At 66.6% G+C, this 18784-nt stretch carries 15 protein-coding genes and 4 pseudogenes; 6 read left to right on the forward strand and 13 right to left on the reverse strand.

Annotation, left to right across the window (positions count from 1 at the left end):
- Positions 1-21: 21 nt before the first annotated feature.
- A complete protein-coding gene (locus OHB49_RS43020) occupies positions 22-339 on the reverse strand; it encodes a hypothetical protein (RefSeq protein WP_329167021.1) in 318 nt (105 codons plus the stop codon).
- Between OHB49_RS43020 and OHB49_RS43025 the strand changes: the two genes are divergently transcribed.
- Positions 327-638, forward strand: a complete 312-nt coding sequence (locus tag OHB49_RS43025; protein ID WP_329167022.1) for a transposase — start codon at positions 327-329, stop codon at positions 636-638. The genes OHB49_RS43020 and OHB49_RS43025 overlap by 13 nt on opposite strands.
- A complete protein-coding gene (locus OHB49_RS43030) occupies positions 635-1360 on the forward strand; it encodes an IS3 family transposase (RefSeq protein WP_329167023.1) in 726 nt (241 codons plus the stop codon). Before OHB49_RS43025 ends, OHB49_RS43030 begins: the two co-directional genes overlap by 4 nt.
- 7 nt (positions 1361-1367) lie before the next feature.
- On the opposite strand, the gene OHB49_RS46040 is transcribed toward OHB49_RS43030, so the two are convergent.
- The 3 genes and pseudogenes from OHB49_RS46040 to OHB49_RS43040 all read right to left on the reverse strand — a co-directional run bounded on the left by OHB49_RS46040 (position 1368) and on the right by OHB49_RS43040 (position 3796).
- Positions 1368-2159 (reverse strand): IS3 family transposase, encoded by a 792-nt coding sequence (locus OHB49_RS46040; protein WP_443079716.1) that lies wholly within the window; start codon positions 2157-2159, stop codon positions 1368-1370.
- Complete coding sequence (locus OHB49_RS43035; protein WP_329167024.1) at positions 2156-2467, reverse strand: transposase; 312 nt, start codon at positions 2465-2467, stop codon at positions 2156-2158. Before OHB49_RS43035 ends, OHB49_RS46040 begins: the two co-directional genes overlap by 4 nt.
- A gap of 121 nt (positions 2468-2588) precedes the next feature.
- Positions 2589-3796 (reverse strand): annotated as a pseudogene (locus OHB49_RS43040) (RNA-guided endonuclease InsQ/TnpB family protein).
- A gap of 51 nt (positions 3797-3847) precedes the next feature.
- On the opposite strand from OHB49_RS43040, the gene tnpA reads away from it, so the two are divergent.
- Positions 3848-4276: an IS200/IS605 family transposase gene (tnpA, locus tag OHB49_RS43045; RefSeq protein WP_329166998.1), complete on the forward strand. Its 429-nt coding sequence runs from the start codon at positions 3848-3850 to the stop codon at positions 4274-4276.
- Between the two features lie 880 nt (positions 4277-5156).
- Positions 5157-5737, forward strand: a pseudogene (locus tag OHB49_RS43050) (RNA-guided endonuclease InsQ/TnpB family protein); the annotation flags it as partial.
- 32 nt (positions 5738-5769) lie between these two features.
- Here OHB49_RS43050 and OHB49_RS43055 read toward each other — a convergent pair.
- Positions 5770-6788: pseudogene (locus OHB49_RS43055) on the reverse strand (alcohol dehydrogenase catalytic domain-containing protein).
- 250 nt (positions 6789-7038) lie between these two features.
- Between OHB49_RS43055 and OHB49_RS43060 the strand changes: the two are divergent.
- Positions 7039-7185, forward strand: coding sequence for a hypothetical protein (locus OHB49_RS43060; RefSeq protein ID WP_329167025.1), 147 nt, complete (start codon positions 7039-7041; stop codon positions 7183-7185).
- Positions 7186-8584: 1399 nt separating this feature from the next.
- Positions 8585-9310 (forward strand): hypothetical protein, encoded by a 726-nt coding sequence (locus OHB49_RS46045; protein ID WP_443079741.1) that lies wholly within the window; start codon positions 8585-8587, stop codon positions 9308-9310.
- 262 nt (positions 9311-9572) lie between these two features.
- Here the strand turns inward: OHB49_RS46045 and OHB49_RS43075 are convergent, their stop codons facing one another.
- From OHB49_RS43075 to OHB49_RS43110, 8 genes and pseudogenes are all read right to left on the reverse strand, one after another.
- Complete coding sequence (locus OHB49_RS43075; protein ID WP_329167026.1) at positions 9573-10148, reverse strand: CAP domain-containing protein; 576 nt, start codon at positions 10146-10148, stop codon at positions 9573-9575.
- A gap of 639 nt (positions 10149-10787) precedes the next feature.
- Positions 10788-12044 carry an RICIN domain-containing protein gene (locus tag OHB49_RS43080; protein WP_329167027.1) on the reverse strand — a complete coding sequence of 419 codons (1257 nt, stop codon included), beginning with the start codon at positions 12042-12044 and terminating at the stop codon, positions 10788-10790.
- A 96-nt stretch (positions 12045-12140) separates the two neighbouring features.
- The gene (locus OHB49_RS43085) at positions 12141-15071 is read right to left on the reverse strand and encodes a hypothetical protein (RefSeq protein ID WP_329167028.1); all 2931 of its coding nucleotides are present in this window, start codon (positions 15069-15071) and stop codon (positions 12141-12143) included.
- A gap of 5 nt (positions 15072-15076) precedes the next feature.
- On the reverse strand, positions 15077-16099 hold the full coding sequence (locus tag OHB49_RS43090) for a type VII secretion system-associated protein (protein WP_329167030.1): 1023 nt from the start codon (positions 16097-16099) through the stop codon (positions 15077-15079).
- A 735-nt stretch (positions 16100-16834) separates the two neighbouring features.
- Positions 16835-17080 (reverse strand): annotated as a pseudogene (locus OHB49_RS46050) (glyoxalase/bleomycin resistance/dioxygenase family protein); the annotation flags it as partial.
- A 238-nt stretch (positions 17081-17318) separates the two neighbouring features.
- Entirely contained in the window at positions 17319-17666 is a 348-nt protein-coding gene (locus OHB49_RS43100; protein WP_329167032.1) for a hypothetical protein, read from the reverse strand.
- A gap of 1 nt (position 17667) precedes the next feature.
- Positions 17668-18030, reverse strand: a complete 363-nt coding sequence (locus OHB49_RS43105) for a hypothetical protein (protein ID WP_329167033.1) — start codon at positions 18028-18030, stop codon at positions 17668-17670.
- A gap of 16 nt (positions 18031-18046) precedes the next feature.
- Entirely contained in the window at positions 18047-18760 is a 714-nt protein-coding gene (locus OHB49_RS43110; RefSeq protein ID WP_329167034.1) for a hypothetical protein, read from the reverse strand.
- Positions 18761-18784 lie beyond the last annotated feature (24 nt).

Below are 18784 nucleotides of genomic sequence, written 5' to 3' on the forward strand. Positions count from 1 at the left end.
CGGCGACAGCCTTAAGTAGCCTCACGTATCGGACTGCATCCGCTGTACGGTTTTGGCCTCGAAGATGTCCTGGCGGTATTGAAAGAACAGGTCTACGGAATCGGGGTGTTCTTCAACCTGGACCGCGAGGTCGAACAGGTCTGTGCCGGTATCCAGTGGGCTCACCTTGACCGACCAGTCCACCCGCGCAGCAGTGACGGGAACGTTGGCGGTGAAGGCCACCTGGAACAGGGGGGCGGTGGTGCTGGCACCTGAGCTGAACCGGATTTTGTAGCGGCCCTGAAGCCAGGCATGATCGCCTCGGCAGATGGGAGAACACAGGTCCGATGCCTGCACCACGGAAGTACCCCGACGAGCTGCGTGAGCGTGCCGTCCGCGAAGTCCAGACCTCCGGTCGTCCGGTCGCTCATGTCGCGAAGGACCTGGGCATCCACAAGGAGGCCCTGCGCGGCTGGGTCCGCCAGGCCGAGGCGGACAAGGGCGACCGGCCTGATCTGCTGACCACCGCCGAACGGACCGAGCTGACCCAACTCCGCAAAGAAATAGCCGAGTTGCGTCGGGCCAACGAGATCCTCAAGGCCGCCTCGGTGTTTTTCGCGAAGGAGCTCGACCAGCCCCGCACGAGGCTGACGCGGTGATCAACCACCTCCGCGACGACTTCGGGGTCGAGCCCGTATGCCGGGAACTGGACCTCTCGGTTTCGGCATTCAACGCCCGCCGTCGGCGCCCAAAGTCCGCCCGGCGCCTGCGCGACGAACAGCTCATCGAGCACATCCGCCGCATCCACGACACCTCCGGCGAGACCTACGGAGCCCGGCGCATCCACCGCCAGTTGCAGCGCGAGGGCCTCACCACAGCACGTTGCACCATCGAGCGTCTCATGCGCGAAGACGGCCTGGAAGGCGTGATCCGCGGGCAGCGGCGCCGCACCACGATCCCCGAGCCGACCGCGCACAGGCCGCCCGATCTGGTCAACCGACGCTTCACCGCAAGCCGGCCGAGTCAGCTGTGGGTCGCCGACCTCACCTATATCCGCACCTGGTCGGGCTGGGTCTACGTCGCCTTCGTCCTGGACGTGTACTCGCGGATGATCGTCGGCTGGCAGCTCGCCACCCACATGCGGACCGATCTCCCGCTGGACGCGCTGGAGATGGCCTTGTGGCGGCGGGGAATCAAGAAGGGCTCGGGTCTGATTCATCACAGCGATCGCGGGTCGCAATACGTGTCAATTCGGTATGGCGAGCGGTTGATTGAGGCTGGCGCGACGGCATCTGTCGGCTCCGTCGCGGACAGCTATGACTGTCAGTCTTTTCGCACCGGATCCCGCAAGGATTGGGTAGCCCCGGCTGAGGTGGTCTGACTCGTGCTTATGACTGACCCCGTGAGTGTCCTGGCGTTGATCTGTCGACCGCCCGGCCGGGCACGCAGCAAGCGCTGCCGCCGGACGGACGTGACCTGATAAGAGCCTGGAGCCGACTCGCCAAAGCGTCCCCGTGACAGTCCTGTCCGTCCGACCGGCGACAGCGTGAACCCCGAACTCGGCTGCCAGGGAAGCGAAGCTGACTGGTGTACTGACACCCGCGATCCGAATGGAAGATCACGGGATGGGTGGGGCGGCGCTGTCGGCAGGCGGCTGTCAGTGCGTCGGCCACCAGCTCGGTACGCAGGTGATCGGCGGTTGCCCAGCCGACCACGCGCTGGGAGGCGATGTCGATGACCGTGGCCAGATAGAGCCAGCCCTCGTCGGTCGGGACATGCGTGATGTCGCCGCACCAGCGGACATCGAGCCCGGTGCGGTCGGGCTGGAAGTCCCGGACGCTGAGGTCAGGACGGAAAACAGCTCCGGTCACATGCCGTCGCCTGCGGTGTCGGCCCTGCAGTCCAGCGGCCCGCATCAGTCGTGCGACACGACGCCGGCCACACCCGGCACCCTCGCGCTTGAGCACGGCATGCACGCGCGGGGCCCCGTAGGTTCCGCGCGACTTCGCATGGGCCTCGAGAATCTGCTCGGTCAGCTCGGCATCCCTCACCGCGCGGGGTCCGGGCAGGCCGGAGCGACGGGCATAAAAGGCGGTCCGGGAGACCTTCATCAGCTCACACGCCCGCTTGACGCTGTGACCTGTCCGCTTCTCCGCCTCGATGAACGGGTGCACCGTCACCGGGTCTCCTTCGCGAAGAAAGCTGTGGCCCGCTTGAGGACGTCGACATCCTCGCGCAGCCGGCGGTTCTCCCGCCGCAACGCGGCCAGTTCCTCGCGCTCACTGCTGGTCAGCCCGTTTCGCTCGTCCGCGTCGACCTCGGCCTGCTTGACCCAGTCCCGCACCGCGGTCTCGGTCAGTTCGAAGTCTCTGGCGACCTGCCCGACCGAGCGGTCACCACGACGGCACAGACCGACGATCTCCGCCTTGAACTCCGGCGTGAACGAACGGCGCGGGCGGCGAGGTTTCTTCTTCCCCATGCTCTCCATGATGGACATCCTCCCGGGGCTGAACCCCTGATCTCGAATGTCCGTCAAAGCGGATCAAGCCCACACACCCTCAGACCGGGCTAACGTGACTCCTCCCCCTCGTGGACGAGGGGGCTGCTCGCTATGCCGGTACGGCTTCGCGACGGGCCAGCCCGGCCCGTAGAACGTTCAGGGCGCCCACCGTGTCCGCGTGCGCGCTGTGGTCGCACGAGACGCAGTGGAACTTCTCCTGTGTGGGCCGGTTCTCCGCTGCGACGTGCCCGCATTCGGGGCAGGTCCGGGAGGTGTTGCGGGGGTCCACAGCGATCACGTCTCGTCCGGCACTTTCAGCCTTGGCGTGCAGGATCGTCAGGAACACCCCCCATCCGGCATCCGAGATCGAGTGGTTGAGTCCGGCCTTTGCGGCGGCCCTGTTGGGCAGGGAGCGGCCCGGCTGGTCGGGGTCGGGCCTCGGTGCGGGGGCCTTGACCATGTTGCGGATCTTAAGGTCTTCGTGCGCGATGAAGTCGTGTTCGCGGACCAGGCCCAACGCGGTCTTGTGTGCGTGATCAAGGCGCTGACGGCGGACCTTGCGGTGCAGGTCAGCAACCTTCTGGACCGCCTTCTTACGCCGACACGCCGGTTGCCGCGGCGCTTGCACCGAGCGAGCCCCTGCTGTGCTGCTTCGAGCTTCGCGGCGGCCTTCCGCCCGTGCCGGGGATTCTCGATGAACTCGCCGCCCGAGTCGGCAAGAAAGTTCGCTATGCCCATGTCGATGCCGACCACTGAGCCGGTCGCGGGAAGCGGCTTGGGCGCGGTCTGCTCGGCGGTCAGGATCACGTACCAGCGCTTGCCCTCACGCTTGAGGGACACGGTCTTAACCTTGCCGACCACCGGCCGGTGCTGGTTGACCTTGACGTGCCCGACACCTTGGAAGCGGACGCGGGTGGCCGGGTCGTGCGGGGTGGAGTCCCAGCGGCAGCCGTCCCCGTCCTTGGGGAAGTCGACCGTGTCGAACCAGTTCACGCCACGAAAGCGCGGGTAGCCCGGCGTTTCCCCGGCCTTGACGCGGCGGAAGAACGCGGCGAATGCCTTGTCGAGACGGCGCAACGTCGCCTGCTGGGAGGAGAAGGACCACCGGCCCTGCCGCTCCGGGTCGTGCGCCCGGATCTCCTTGAGCTGCGCGGACTGCGATCCGTACTTGATGCTCGTCTTCGACACGTGCCGGTAGGCGTCACGGCGCTCCTGCAAGGCACCGTTGTAGAGGGAGCAGTGATCCCGCAGCATCTCGCCCAGCACGATCGTCTGGCCCACGGTGGGCCGCATAAGGAACTTATACGCACGAATCATCCGACCCACCCCCTTCCACGTCGGCTCGCTTGATCATACTACCCTTGGCGTATGTCACCACGCTGGAAGTCAAACCCCGATATCCGCACCGGACGCCACGTCACCTACGACCTCCACGCACACTTGGTGTTTGTCACCAAGTATCGGCGTGACGTTTTCGATGACGCCATGCTCAAACGGTGCGAGGAGATCATGCGAGAGGTCTGCGCCAGCTTCGAGACAGAGCTACGCGAGTTCAACGGCGAGGCGGATCACGTGCACCTGTTGGTGCACTACCCGCCAAAAGTCGCCCTGTCCAAACTGATCAACTCCCTCAAGGGCGTCAGCTCCCGGTACCTGCGGGCCGAGTACACCGGCCGCATCAACCGGATCGGCATGGGGTCAGTGTTCTGGTCCCGCTCCTACTTCGCAGGATCATGCGGCGGTGCACCGCTGACCGTGATCCGCCAATACATCGAAGGCCAGAAGCGGCCTATCTGACCTTAACGACAGAGGCGGAGCGAACTCCGGCGCTTCGCGCCTCCGGGCTTAGGATGCGTTTCCCTCCCCGGCTGAAGCCGGGGATACCCACGCAAGAACAGAGATGGCCAGCGCCCGACGGGCTCATACGGGCCCTCAAGTATCCCCACTCTCCACGGCGTCCCGTGATCAAAACCGGACGAGTCCGGAGAACTCAAGGGCCCTGGGGCTGACCGCGACCTGCCTGACCTGCCTCAGTCGTTTTTAAAGCGTCCTGTGCCCGTCGCACTGCCTGCCGGAGGCATTCGAGACCTTCCTCCAGTTGACGCTCGGCACGCTCGTGAACGGAGTCGGTTGTCAGTTCCGCGCCCTCAGGAAGACTCTCCTGCACCAGATCATCACTCATGGCCATGAATCTCATTCTGTTGGGATCATTGTTTTCTACGAATGTGTGAGTCAATGGGTTCAGCACGATCAGCTCGCAATCTGACTGGTCAGCGGCTGCTTGCGGTGGAACTCCCTCCACGCGCTTGGAGAGTGGTGAGGTTCTTCGACAGTGCGGCACTGCCCGGCTTCTGGTCGCCGCCGTTGTCATGCAGGAGGATCACGGAGTCGGGGTGCACGTTTTCGAGTACCCGGCGCAAGATCACTCATGTGCCGGGCGGGGTCCAGTCCTGCGGTTCGACCGTCCAGAAGCGGAGCTTCTTACCACGGTGTCGGCGCGCTGCAGCACCTAACTGTTTGACGGACCGTAGAGCGGGTGAAAGCGGCCGGGCGGGTGTCCGGTCTGGGCCCGGAGCGCGGAGTCCGTCCGCCCTGCTTCGCCCTTGAACTCTGGCCGCCCGACGGCTGGAAGGCGTTGCTGCCATGCATCCCTCGGGTCAGGACGACAGGCGGGCTTAACCCCCGGCACGGGCGGAAGGCCGCCGCGAAGCTCGAAGCGGCACAGGGGGTTCTCGCTCGGTGCAAGCGCCGCGGCAACCGGCGTGTCGGCGTAAGAAGGCGGTCCAGAAGGTTGCTGACCTGCACCGCAAGGTCCGCCGTCAGCGCCTTGATCACGCACACAAGACCGCGTTGGGCCTGGTCCGCGAACACGACTTCATCGCGCACGAAGACCTTAAGATCCGCAACATGGTCAAGGCCCCCACACCGAGGCCCGACCCCGACCAGCCGGGCCGCTTCCTGCCCAACAGGGCCGCCGCAAAGGCCGGACTCAACCACTCGATCTCGGATGCCGGATGGGGGGTGTTCCTGACGATCCTGCACGCCAAGGCTGAAAGTGCCGGACGAGACGTGATCGCTGTGGACCCCCGCAACACCTCCCGGACCTGCCCCGAATGCGGGCACGTCGCAGCGGAGAACCGGCCCACACAGGAGAAGTTCCACTGCGTCTCGTGCGACCACAGCGCGCACGCGGACACGGTGGGCGCCCTGAACGTTCTACGGGCCGGGCTGGTCCGTCGCGAAGCCGTACCGGCATAGCGAGCAGCCCCCTCGTCCACGAGGGGGAGGAGTCACGACCAGTACTGGGCGCGATGCCCTCGCGTCGCTCGTGGCTGTACCACGATCTTGCGGCCCTGGCGCGCCTTGAACCAGTCGATGGCTTGTGGATACTGCTCCAGCAATAGCCGGTCGCTGACGAAGAAAGCCAGGTCGAGGCTGTCTGTCGCGATGAGCGCGGCGGCACGCTCAAAACTGTGCAGGACGGCCATCGAACCGGTAATCGTGATCTCCTGGTTGTAGATCCGGTACGGCTCGATGACCGTCCGTGTTGCGAAGTCGGAGCCCCGAACTGCAGGAGTGTGCCCGCCGTTCGCGACCCGGCCGAGACCGTCCTGGTTGGCTGCCGCGTTGCCCGTGGCGCCGATCACGAAGTCCCAGCCCTGGGGCCGGTCCAGTTCGTCCGCGGCGGCCGCAGACCATGAGACGCCCAGCTTCTGTGCTGTGGCGAGCCGTTCGGGGTTCATGTCCAGGATGTCGACGCTCGCCACGCCCGTCGGCTTGGCCAACTCCAGCGTCATCAGGCCGATGGTTCCCGAGCCGAGCCGTAGATCAGCGCCTCGGCTCCCAGCGTGCTGTTGTTCAGGACGTAGCCGCGCACCGCGCAGGACAGTGGATCGATTAGCGCGGCGTCGCGCACGTCGACGTGGTCGGGCAACTTGGCGCAGTTCGCCACCGGTGCGCCGGCGAACTCGGCGGTGCCGCCCGCGACCGTGACGCCGATCGCGGCTCAGCGCTCGCAGAGGTTGTCGCGGCCCGCCCGGCACTAGCGGCACTCGTGGCAGTACAGGGAGGGGTCGACCACTGCGACCTGGTCGCCAACGGCCAGTTCGGTGGCCTGGGAGCCGATGCCGACGACCTCGCCCGCGAACTCGTGTCCCGGCAAGATCAGCAGCGTGGGTGCGAACTCCCCCTGGAGAATGTGCAGGTCGGTTCCGCATAGTCCGCATGCGTGGACATCGATGACGTACTTGCCGACCTGGAGTTCCCCCGCATTTGCACGTCGCTTAAAAGTGGCATGAACTGCAGTCAATGTCATGCGTCTATACAAGTGACCGACCGCCTCACCTCACGTCGGCACTTCTCCCACACGGAAGGAACTGAAGACCGTGCTTACGCACATCAAATCCACACTCGGCGTCACAGCCGCAGGCTTACTCGCAGCTGTCCTGATACCGGCACCCGCGGCTCACGCCAGCACTATCAACTTCCGGTCCTGCAACCACACGGGCTATCGGGAATTCGTTCAGTTCCCCTACCGAGGTGGGTGGTCCTCGACCGTCATGGCGCCCGGAACGTGCTGGTCTGCCTCGCTGACCGGGCGCGTCAACGACGAAGCTGTGGGCTATATATATGTCAACGGACACTGGCTGGCCGTAGCCACCAGGTACTTCAACGATTACGGCGGTTTCACCGAGTTCGACTTCTGACCACAGCGGCAGCGACGGAAAAGTGAAGTTTTTCCGCTGAACGCCGTCATTCACGGTGACGGCCGCCCATGACCCCTTCCGCAGTGGAATAACCATCTCCTCCGTAGGGCGAGGAAGCAGATGGGCGTGGGGTGGCCATCAGTCCACCGATTTCCGAAACCGTTCGGCTCATCCCACTCACAAAACTGTCGCACCCCAACCCGGGCGCGGGTCTGGCCACGAGCTTAGTGTCGAGGCCGGGCCCGCGCCCACTTGGTCGACTTCAGATACCTGCAAGGCGGCGACAGTGTGACTTGGCTGGGTAGTCCTAGCCTCGCCGTTCGGTTGGGGTGCGGCTGAGGGTTGCGCAGAAACGCAAAAGTGCCTTCCTGAGCTGGGCCGATGGACCTTGTCTAGGGGCCTCTGTCGTTGCCAGTGGAAGGCACTTTCTGCGTGAAGGTGCGACACGAGGTCGCGTGTGTTGAGTGGATGCTCTTGGAGAGGGGGTCGGCGATGTTGCCGACGACAGGGTAATCCCGGGTCCGTGTCCGATGATCCGTTCCCACCTGGACGTGCGTCGCTGGTAACGGCGGGGTGCGAAGCTCCGGGGAGAAGCCCAAGCGCCGCCGTTCCACCCGGTGGCAACAGGCAAGGGAAAGACCGGGCGGGCGAACACCCGTGAAGCCTCGATGACGTCTCGTGAAAAAAGCCCTGCCGGTGGGACGCCACAGCAGGGTGCGCCGCTGAAACGCGGCAGGCGCCGAGCGGATCTCCCATGGCGCCCGGGAGGACACCGCCGCCCCGGGATATAGAGGGCGCCCAATCCGGTCGTATCTCGCACACGCGGAAAGTGGAAACCCCGACGGACGCCGCCGCTCTGGCATGGGCGGCGGTGGGCCGACCGTGAGGAAGGCTGATGTCTCCGGCGGGACAGGACGGCTAAAGAAGCGAAGGCCGGCAGGCCGAAAGGTCAGAGGAAACCGGGACAGGACGAGCGGCGGCGTCTCCGCCACCATCCCGGCCAACTCGCCGGATGCCGGACAGGTTTCCGGGTCCGAAAGGACGCTGACGTGAGCTGGGTGAGTCTGTGAGGAGGGACGATGACGACAGGGACAGCACCGAAGGACAAGTTTGACGCCGCGGCCACGGCTGGGGTGAACGGACCGGAGGGCGACTTCTTCGCGGGCTGGGACAGTATCGACTGGGACCAGGCGGCGAAGAACGTACGCCGGCTGCGCCAGCGCATCTTCACGGCATCGACGGACGGTGACCTGGCGGGAGTCAGGAACCTGCAGAAACTGATGCTCCGGAGCCTCAGCAACACGCTGGTCAGCGTGCGTCGGGTGACGGAGGTCAACACCGGACGGAAGACAGCGCCGACCTGGCGGCAGCATTCGACCGCATTGACCACGACCGGCTTCTGGCCCAGCTCGGCACCTATCCCGCACTGGGACTGGTCCGGCAATGGCTGAAGGCCGGAGTGGTAGAACGCGGCCGAGTCACTGCGACGGAGGAGGGAACTCCTCAAGGCGGAGTGATCAGCCCAGTGCTGTTGAACGTCGCCCTGCATGGGATGGAGGCGGCTGCGGGTGTGCGGTGCGATACCGGCGGCATCGTGACGGGACATCATTCGGCGCGGGGTGGCCAGGGGTTTCTGCCAGTGCTCGGCACCCCACAGGCTGGTGTAGGCCGGGTCGACCGCGACGACCGCAAGACCCTGTTCAGCGGCCATCGAGACCAGCCGGGCCTTGAGCTTCCCGGTCGGCATGCCGGAGATGAGCTGCCGGAACCGCTTGCGGCCCCCGTGCTTCTCGCGGGTCTTCTCAGGCGTGAAGTCGAGGTCTTCGATACCGATCGCGCCGACACCGGCACACGTGGCCCAGTTGATCAGGCGGGTCAGCGCGTGGCGGATCTGCGCGTCACGGTGACTGGCCGAACCGGACAGGTCGTAGCCGAAGCGGTACGGCCCGCCGACCGGGTTCCGGATATACGCCGCCTGGCAGCGGCGTGCCAGCGCCCACTGATCATGCGTGGCCTTCGTGATCGCACCCGCGATCCGAGACGACGACAGTGCCGTCAGCTCCCGCTTACGCACCGCCCCACGTGTCCGCACCGTGCTCGAGACCGTCCGCACACCGGGCCTTGAGATAACCGGAGGCAAGCGCACCCTGATGCTCACCGACCGCACGCAGCACCCCTTCGTCCTGGGAGGTCGGGTGTTTGAGACGGTCGGCACCCCTGCCACTCAGCCCAACGAGCCGCAACCGCCAAGGTCACCCATTCGACCCCGGAACCCCCGTTCCCACCCCAACCAACCCACCCACAGGACTCACTCCCGCTCACCATCACTCACATCAATGCAGTAAACCGACAGCAGCTCGCAACCCCCGCCGGAACCCGCCGGGCGATCACCAGTAGCCGAAGTTCTGCGTCCACCACGCCGTCCCGGCCTCCACATGGATGCCTACGCCTATGGCCCGGAAAGCCGGGTTGAGGACGTTCAACCGATGTCCTGGGCTGTTCATCCAGCCCCTCATCACCCCCATGGGCTCCGGGAGAAAGACGGCGACATTCTCAGCGGCGGGAAACGGGTATCCGGCCATCAGCATGCGTTCGAGTGGAGAGATACCTTCGGGTGAGAGATGGTCGATGAAGCCGCGCGCGGCCATGTCCTCGCTGTGTGCCCTGGAGGAGTTCCGCAGCCGCTCGTCGATATGCAGCGTGGACAATCCACGCGCTGTGCGCTCCTGGTTCACCAGGGTCACCACGCTGTCCTCAAGGCCCTCCCTGCGGGTTCTGATGAAGGATCGAGAGGCATTTCGCAGGGCCGGGCCGATCCGCTCATCGGCAGCCTGTCGGAACCGCAGCCGGGAACCCCTGTCCGTCTCCCACTGCGCATCCCACCCTTCCTCCTCGTACTCCTCTATCCCGTCGGACCGCCCAGGCTTCATGCGGCTCGCTCTCTTTCTGCTCACGATGCCCACCAGCTATACGGCTACGTCTGCCGACAAGACGGAGTCCCCGGAGCCTTCGGCGGCGTATGCCCCCATCAGGTCGAGCGCCAAGCAGATGATGCTCAACGGAAAGCACCGTCGACGAGCCGCGGTCAGGCACGAGCAGTACCTATCTCAGGCCGTAGCCTGCGCACCGTCCCGGCGCCCGGTGACCGCGGGGGTCCTATTCCCCTGAGGCGGAGCGACCCGTAGCGGTGTCCGGCCTGGTCCGGCTCTCGCCGCCGCCTTCATCGCCGCAAGCACCGGCGGCAGCCGAGGGTGAGGCGGCCGGTGCCAGCGCCTGTCCAGGGTTTGCGGACATGGCCGGCAGTGCCACCGCACGGCGGGCGTCTCTGGTGGGTGGGACAGGCTCGCCTGAGGCCGGATGCGCGTGCGCGTCGGCGTCTTCGACGCCTCGCCACGAATTGTCATCACCGGAACGCGGTGCCGGGGCGAAGACCACCTCGTCGGGCTCGGAGGCAGGTGCAATGCACGGGTAGTGCGACGGCGTGCGCCCCGGCTGACGCCACTGACCGGTGATCAATGATCCGTGGAAATCCGACCTGATTGACCTGCGATCTGTGGCGCCGGCCGCCGGGCGTGGCTGCAGGAGTTGTGCCAGGGGCGGTCCTATCGACGCGACCAGGACTGGTTCGCCCGACGGCTGCACCCCCAGGTCTGCACCGGGGTGCCGTTGTCCTGTCCGAACTTCCGGACGTCGGCGCAGTTGCCCGAGTCCACGGCAAACAGTTCGTTGTTGGAGTTGAGCCGGAACTGCTGGGCCGCGTTGCCGCTGCACCTCGCGAGCTGCACGACCGCGCCATCTTCCTGGGAGGCGTGGGCGACTTCCATGCAGAGGCCCTTCAGCTGGATCGTTCCGTCGTTCTTGAACGTCCAGTTCTGCTCGCGGGAGTCGTTGCAGTCCCAGATGAACAGCCATGCGCCGTCCGAGGCGTGATCGGCGCTCAGGCACTTTCCGGATTGGGCGCTGACGAGGTGGTAGGTCGCGGCGCTGGCAGAGCTTCCCACAGCTGCCTGGGCGACTTTCTGGACGCCGCTCCGGGGCTTGGCCTTCGTGGGGCGGGATGTGGCTGTTGCTGTCGGCGTTGTCTTGGCCTTGGCGTCAGGAGACTTGCGCGGCTTGCTCGATGTGGATTTGTTCGGTTTGGGCGTTTGCGTGCTTTTCTCGTTACCCGGCTTGTCGGGCACGTACAAGGCGAGCGGTGCGTCGGTGTCTGACTCGTCGAGCGGTATTTCCACCTCAGCGGCCGACGACGCCGTGTTCTTCTTCGCATCATCTGACTTGCCTGTGGCAAAGATCAGCAGGGGGATTGCTGCCAGCACCACGCCTGCGATGGCGGCGGCGGCCAGAAACGGCTTCTTCGGCTTTTCCGAGTTTTCGTCGCCGTCTTCGTCGTCCCCGCCTGGAGTCGTCGAGCCGACGGCTGCGATGACGCCGGGCTCCTGGCCTTCGGCATCGGAGGTCAGCCGGGCGCTGGCGGTGGTGGTACGAGCCGCCTGGCCGCTCGTGGACGAAGCGCTTTCCGGGTTGGCTTCCTTCCGGGCCGCCGCACCGGTTTCCGTCACTTTTCTGGCGCTATCGGGGGCGAGCGCTGCGTTGGCTGCGCCGGCGTCCGTGGTCAGCGTGCCTGAGGTGGAGCGCCCCGTAGCGGTGTCCGGCCTGGTCCGGCTCTCGCTGCCTTCATCGTCGGAAGCGCCGGCGGCAGCCGAGGGTGAGGCGGCCGGTGCCAGCGCCTGTCCAGGGTTTGCGGACATGGCCGGCAGTGCCACCGCACGGCGGACGTCTCCGGTAGGTGAGGCAGGTTTGCCTGACGCCGGATGCGCCTGCGCGTCGGCGTCTTCGGCACTCTCGCCGCGACTTGTCATCAGTTGTTCCTCCAGATTATGCACATCAGTTCAGCCGGCTGTGGCGCAGCCGGCTGACCCCTGTTGAATGAAGTCGGATGGGGAATTCGGCACCGGCTACCCGCCAGAGGTCACACGGCCGACACAGCGCTCCGGCCAGCTGCCTCTCATCGGGAGACTTCCGGTCAGGGCCTCTTCAAGACGGGTGAGTGCCGTTCGGTCCAGCTGCTGCCCCCCGGGCGAGTTGCTCGCGGTGGCGGACTCTGTTGCGGGCAGCTCTCGCAGCAGGACAACGGCCGATCCCGTCACCTCGTGGGTCCCGAGCACCCGGAACGCGGTGCCGGGGGCGAAGACCACCTCGTCGGACCCTGGGCTGGACCCTCCCGGGAGGAGCTGGCGGACTCTGCGGCCCGTCACCGACCAGATCGCATAGCCTAGGGGGGCTCCGCCGGGCCACTCGGCAGCGTGCGCAAGCGAGCTGACCGGTCCTGGCGCCTGGAGCAGGGACCCGGGTTCCAGCGCCTCGCCGGTATTCCCGGGAATACCCCCAACCGATCGAAGGCCCCGCAAGCTGATCCCCCGGTATGAGGGCAGTCGCCGCAGACCGGACGCCAGGCAGGCGACGTAGGGCAGCAGCCTGGTGCCGCCCGCGAGCAGGTCCTCAGCCAGCGCTTGTCCGCTGACGAACTCCTCGTTGTTCGTCAGGTAGGCCTGAACAGCAATCAGGTCGGCTCTTGCCGCCTCAAGTTCCTCGCCCCGCAAGGCGGGCATCCTTGTGAGCGCACGGGACACGGCGGCGCTGTGGTGTTCCCATACCCCCGTAGCGAGTTCCCGGAACTGTGATCTCTCGGTCTGGCTGCTGACATGTCCTGGGCGGATCGAGACGGGTACATCGGCTGGCGCCTTCGGAGACCGGGCAGGCGCGTGCGGCGCCGGGGGGGGCAGAGGGTCGGCGTCGGGGGTGTGGCTGCCGTGGGGCTGGGGGGTCTCATGCTGCCCCCTGGTCGTGACATGGTCGGTGACAGCCGCACCCTCTGTGTCTCCGCCCTGGGGTAGCTCGTTCATGGCGAACTGTTCGCCGAGCGCAGTCGCCACCACGCTGGCCGCCGAGTCGCTGTCGGGCCCTGCCGTCTCTGTCTCTGAAGCAGGTTCCGGGAGCCCGGCTCCCGGGCTCAGACTTGTACCGGTTGCCGGTCGAGCCGTTTCACTTCTCACGGCCTCGGTGGTCACGGCAGGCGGCTCCGTCGGATTTGTGGTGGCCGTAGTTTCGGTCGCGGGTTTGAGCGCCGGTATCGAGTGGGTTTCGGCTGTCGTATCTGCCGCGGTGTCCGGTGCCGAGGAAGAAGTCAGCGAGGGGTCTGGCGACTTAGGGGGTTCTGGCGCACCGCTTTCGTCGTGGGCGGCCGCCGGATGCGGGCTGGGGTTGGTGAGAGCGGCGCTGCCCAGCCCGCTGGTCAGTGCGTGCGGGGCTTCGGCCGAGCGCTCACTCGCTCGGGGCCTGCTGTGATCGGCCGACTCGGTGGGCTGGGCGGCCGTTCGGGACGGCTGCGCCGTACCCTGGCGCGGCACCACGTATCGGATGCCCGTCACCCGGTGTTTCGCGGCGACGTCTCGTAGGTCCCGCTCTCCGTGGGCGAGTGTGCCGCTTACCAGGAATGAGGCCTTGGCACATACCTCGGAGCCCAGTTCCTCCAGGAGTCGGGAGAGCGCGGGCCATAGGGACGGGTCGAGTTCCTGTCCGTGGCTGCCCAGTTCGATGGCGAAGGCGTCCGGGTCCGGAGGGCTCGCGGCGAGCGGGGGACGTGGAGTGCCCCGTTCCCCGATCGCAAGACCGGCCCTGGTGACCGCGACCTGCCACCGTTCATCGAGATATACGATGCCCTGGTCGACGATGCCTTCGCCGGGCAGGGGCGGGAACCACTGGAGCAGCCGAGGGTCTGGACGTTCCAGCACCGTCGTCCCCTTCCGTGCCTCCCCTGCCTCGCCTGTCGCCGCGCTCCCGGCGGGTCGGCAGGCCACGGCGGCGACAAACGGCCGCCACCGGGGATGTCCGTCGAAGCCCATCAGTGTCGGGCGGGCCTCGGTCGTTTCGTTTCCCGGCCGGGCGTCGCCCGGCAATAGGGGCAGGCCGGTAAGCACGTTTACATCGCTGCCGAGCATGTCGGCGACGGAGTGCCCGAGCGGCAGTAGGTCGCGGCTGCCTCCGGGAGCCAGTCGGGTCCGGGTTCGCTGTGCGGCGGGCAGCGCTGCGAGCAGGGCGGCGACCTCCTCGGCTGCCACGTTCTCCGCCCCCGCCGCGCCGATCAGCACCATGGGGAGTTCGCTGTCCATGGGAACGGCGAAACAAAGGTCGCCGGTCACGGGTGCGGGGGATTCAGCCGGACGCATGAGTATCCCGGCGGGTATGTGCTCGACCACGCAGCCGTCGTCGGTGCTCGCGGGGATTCTGGCGAAGGCGTCTTGCCACAGCGGAGCAGGGGCCCTGCACCCTGCCATGCTCGGTGCTTGTCCCGGGGTGAAGCGCCACCAGCCCTTTCCGGAACTCGTGCCGTCCTGCTGGGCGAAGAGTGTTCCGCCTGGTGCGATCAGCACCGCACCGTCCGGAGCGAGCACGTCCATCTTCCAGGCATCGGCGATACGGCGGGCCGCACAAGGGCGGCCCCGCCGTTCGTCACCGGCGCCCGCCATCACCAGCCGGACGCAGGAAGTGCCCTTGTGCCGTAGCGAGTCGAGTGCCTCGCCAAGGCGCTCCCAGAACGCTGAGGAGTACGTTCCCGCCCCGGGAGGGGCACCGATCACCAGGGTGACGACATCCTCTTCGTCCACGACCGCATGGGCCACTTCGGTCAGGGTCGCCAGATCCGGGGCATCGTCGTTGGACGACCGCAGGAGCAGGACGCCGCCGACGTCCTCGACAAAGGGAAGACCAGCCCATTCCTGCTGGCCTGTCCCACCCTCCTGACGAGACCGCCTGGCTGACCGCCGTATGCCGCCCAACGCCCCGGACCTGCCGTCCTCCCGCGAGAAGACAGCGGTCCAACGGCTCATCCCGATCACCCTCCGGCCTGTGCGCCCGGTGCTTCGCCGGAGCTGTTCCCATCGCTCTGCTCTGCTTCCTGTGCGCCGGACAACACCCCGCTCACGGAGTCGGCCGCTCCCGAGGAGGAGCTGCTCTCCGGACCGTCGAGGCTGACGGTGGTCACCGGGCGGGACCGAGGCAGAACGGGGGTGGTCTGCTCGGGCAGCGCTTCGTCCGGGGCCTGGTCGTCGCCGGAGTCCGCACCTGCGTCGCGTGTCTGGTGGCCCTCGATCTCTTCGCGAAGGACGTCGAGTTCCACCGTCATGCTCACTGGGCCGGAGGGGTTCAGGTAGATGAGGTGTCCCTCGGGCACCAGGTCGAGAAGATCGGGCACCTTGAGCAACTCGAACGCCAAGCGGCCCGCGGTGTGCACATATACGGGTGAGGTGAACACCGGGACGACCGGGGTGCCGTCAGGGGTGGTTGCGGGCAGCGGGCCGCCGCCCGGCTTGACGAACACGGCGACCTCGTGGTGCGCCAGAGTCTTGACGACGTCCTCGCCTGGCCCATACCCGGTCGCGGCGAGATGAACGGCGGCGTCCACCTCGTCGGCCGGCTCGGGCCAGCCGAGAGCCCTTGGAGATGGCCGGTAGTCCTCGTTGTCCTGCCACTCCTCGATCTCGCCGTCGAGGCCGGAGCGCCACCGGCCGACCATGGCCCACTCGGGAGGGGCACCCTCGCCGTTCCAGGTCGGGTCAACCATGCCCAGCCAGTGGTCCGGGGCCAGCCTTCCAGCCTCGCGGATTTCCTCGGGGATCGGCGGCATGTTCTCACCCGCCCCGATGACGGGCTCGTCGACGTCAGGGCTCGTGCCGTCCAGTTCCTCTCCTGCGGCGGTGTCGGCGGCGGGCGTGGTGCCGTCGGGCTCCTGGCCCACGGTGGCGTCTGTCTCCGGGTCCGAGACGGTGTCCTTTGCGGGCTCGATCTCGACGGGCGAGATGTCACCGGGCTCGTCGTCCCCGGACGCACCAGGCTTGGCAGGGCTGTTCTTGCTCATATTTTTTTTCCTCATTCGACGTGGCAGAGACTGCGCACCGGAATGTCTACGCTGCGATGACAGCGGCACTTGATCTTCACGGAATCCTGGCCGCCCGCGATTCATGCACAGCTCACGGCATTTCTACAATTCACGGAAGGCAGGGCGGGAAGACCGAGAAACAGGCTGACCGAAAACGTGGACGGAATTCCCTAGATCCGACGAATTCCACCACACGCAGGCGCAAAAATTCACACCGGTTCGACACGGCGCGAAACGCCAACGTGGACGCACCCCCTGCGTCCGAACTCTTGGCACACCCGCACACGAATGCGCCCTCAACGACAGCCGCCCCCACACAAAGGGAGGAGCAACCACAGCAGCACATCGAAGGTCCCGAGGGTTGGTGCGCATCGGCTCCGGAGTGCCGTCCGCAGCCGAAATCCGTCGAGCAGGGTCCAGCGACCTTGCCGACGGCGAACCGCTGGACGTTGTCTGCCGCACAGGGATCGGGCCCACTCCGATACCCACTGCTGAGCAGCAGCGTAGCGGCCCCAACCGCCAACTGGTAAGTGGGATCCGCAACTCGCGGTGATTTTTTGCCACCTTCGCGGTCACAGGCTGACACCGGTAACCAGCCCGACGCGCGTCGTGCACCGTTGTGGCGGGCGCTCTCGGGCCAGTTCTGGTAGTACGGGTCGTCGCATCGACATGTCGCTTTCCGTCGGCGCTCACATATCTGGCGGCCGCCGCCTCGGCCGGGGTCTTGTCAGGGGTGCAGCAGGCCGCGGAGGTGCCGTCGGCTCCCATGCCAAGGACGTCGACGTCGGCTCTGACCGGTGTAGATCTCCTAGGGCTCGCTGCCGGGGCCGTGGACCCACACCTTGTCCTGCAGGGGTAGCAGCAGAAAGTGTCGTTCTCCTCAAAGGTGGCAAGTCTCGCCTGCTTCAACCGCTCAGTGGCCGCGACGGCTTCCTCGGTGGTGGCGACCACGACGCCCAGGCCGGGCCGGGGCCACGTCGGCACCGCGACAGTCCCGCCTGACCGGCTGACGTGGGCCTGGGGCAGTCTCTTCGAAGCGCAGCGCTCACCCCCTGGGACGGGGAGGCAGCAGCAACGGTGCTCACGAGGTCGACGGCGAAGACGACGGTCTCGGCCTCCGATCTGCGCAAGGCCATGGTGGTCGGTGACGTCGCACTCGTCACCTGCGGATGAGCCGCCAGGCCAGGGGCTACACCAATCACAGCGAACTTCCGTGGGCCTCGGCAAGTTCGCGAGGGGCACGGTCGCCGAGGTTCGCGGCAACGAGGCGGCGCATCGCGTCGGTGGCCGCCGGCTCGTCGAAACGGCGCATGGCGATCGTGAGCAAGGCAAGTCGGAGGTCGAGGTCGAAGGGGATGCGGTCGTCTGCGGCAACTCGCCGGATACCGCGGTCAACAGTGGCGCGCATGTCGTCCTGGCACACGTCGATGACATCGGACTGCAACAGACGCCCGAGATGTCGGTCGAACTGGACCAGGTCAGCGATGGCGATGAGGGCGCGGGCGCCTTCGATGCGCTGTTGGGCAGTGCCCCGCTCGTCGACCATGTCATCGGCTGGCGCCGACCGCATCCGCGAGCTGCCCGAAGGTGTCGTCCTGGCCGAAGAAGCGGTCGTAGGACTGCCTCCGCCACACCACGTCGTCCGGAGCGGCGGCGGCCGTGATCACCGCCCCGTAACCGGCCGGGTCGGCCCAACTGGTCAGTGCGACGCAAGCCCGCAGGCGCTCAGCCGGGTCGGCGCTGTCGTCCTGGAGAATCGCGATCAGCGCGGGAGTTCGTTCGACGTATCCGCCGTCGAGCGCGTCCGCGAACACGTCGTCCGGCTCGGCGGGTTCGCCGTAGAAATCGGTGAACAGCAGCGCGCGCGTCTCAGGGCTCGACTGCCAGCGCTCCTCCGGGGGCTCGGCCACGGTCATATCGTTCTTCCTACGATCCCGACGTGGGGAACGGTCCGGTGACGTACTCCTTGGGTACGACCCCGCTGATCAGCGCGGTTTTGACTTCTTGCTCGACATGACTCCGGCTGGATGTCGCGCGCCGGTAGCCAAGGACCGGCGCGTAGTGGTCCATCGCAGCGTGCAATTGCTGCACGAGCGGCAACGGTGAGGCACGTGGCTGGATCTTGGCCTGAACTGTCTCCGGCGTGCCCGGATCGTCGTTCTTGACCGCCTCGCCCCCGGCAGCCGAGTCCAAGTCGATTCCGAAATCGCCGGCGATCTTCTGCACCATCAATCGTCGCCGATGCTCGTGCTCGGTCAGGGGGATGGCGACGGACCGGCCGTCGTGCTGCACCGGCAGGAGGTGCAGGCGTGCAGCGTCCGCGCGTACTTCGTATTTCGCGTCGTCAGGGAGCTTGGCACGCAGTCCGTTCCAGTTTGCAACGCGACCGATCCAGCCGTTGTCGCCGCGGAGGATGAAACCTCGTTCGTGGAGGAAGTCGTCGCCGCAGCGGAGCCAGTGTCCGGTGATGGCGGCGCCGTCGGGGAGGAGGGTGCCGGCGTTGCCGACGCGGTAGGTGTAGGAGTGAGAGGAGTGGGGGGAGCGGGTGAAGTGATGAAAGGTTTCGGGGTCCTTGCCCTTGCCGTGTTTGGTGTAAATGACGTCGGTTGTGGGTTCGGGCAGGCCGCGGCGTTCCGCCATGAGAGTGATCTCATGGCCGAGTTG

Source organism: Streptomyces sp. NBC_01717 (genome assembly GCF_036248255.1).
Lineage (GTDB): Bacteria > Actinomycetota > Actinomycetes > Streptomycetales > Streptomycetaceae > Streptomyces.

Excerpts from the sequence above, each read along its gene's own strand:
- OHB49_RS43025 (WP_329167022.1), top strand. The coding sequence starts at position 327 with ATGCCTGCACCACGGAAGTACCCCGACGAGCTGCGTGAGCGTGCCGTC.
- OHB49_RS43035 (WP_329167024.1), bottom strand. The coding sequence starts at position 2,467 with ATGGAGAGCATGGGGAAGAAGAAACCTCGCCGCCCGCGCCGTTCGTTC.
- tnpA (WP_329166998.1), top strand. The coding sequence starts at position 3,848 with ATGTCACCACGCTGGAAGTCAAACCCCGATATCCGCACCGGACGCCAC.
- OHB49_RS43060 (WP_329167025.1), top strand. The coding sequence starts at position 7,039 with ATGGCGCCCGGAACGTGCTGGTCTGCCTCGCTGACCGGGCGCGTCAAC.
- OHB49_RS43080 (WP_329167027.1), bottom strand. The coding sequence starts at position 12,044 with ATGACAAGTCGCGGCGAGAGTGCCGAAGACGCCGACGCGCAGGCGCAT.
- OHB49_RS43085 (WP_329167028.1), bottom strand. The coding sequence starts at position 15,071 with ATGAGCCGTTGGACCGCTGTCTTCTCGCGGGAGGACGGCAGGTCCGGG.
- OHB49_RS43090 (WP_329167030.1), bottom strand. The coding sequence starts at position 16,099 with ATGAGCAAGAACAGCCCTGCCAAGCCTGGTGCGTCCGGGGACGACGAG.
- OHB49_RS43100 (WP_329167032.1), bottom strand. The coding sequence starts at position 17,666 with ATGGTCGACGAGCGGGGCACTGCCCAACAGCGCATCGAAGGCGCCCGC.
- OHB49_RS43110 (WP_329167034.1), bottom strand. The coding sequence starts at position 18,760 with ATGGCGGAACGCCGCGGCCTGCCCGAACCCACAACCGACGTCATTTAC.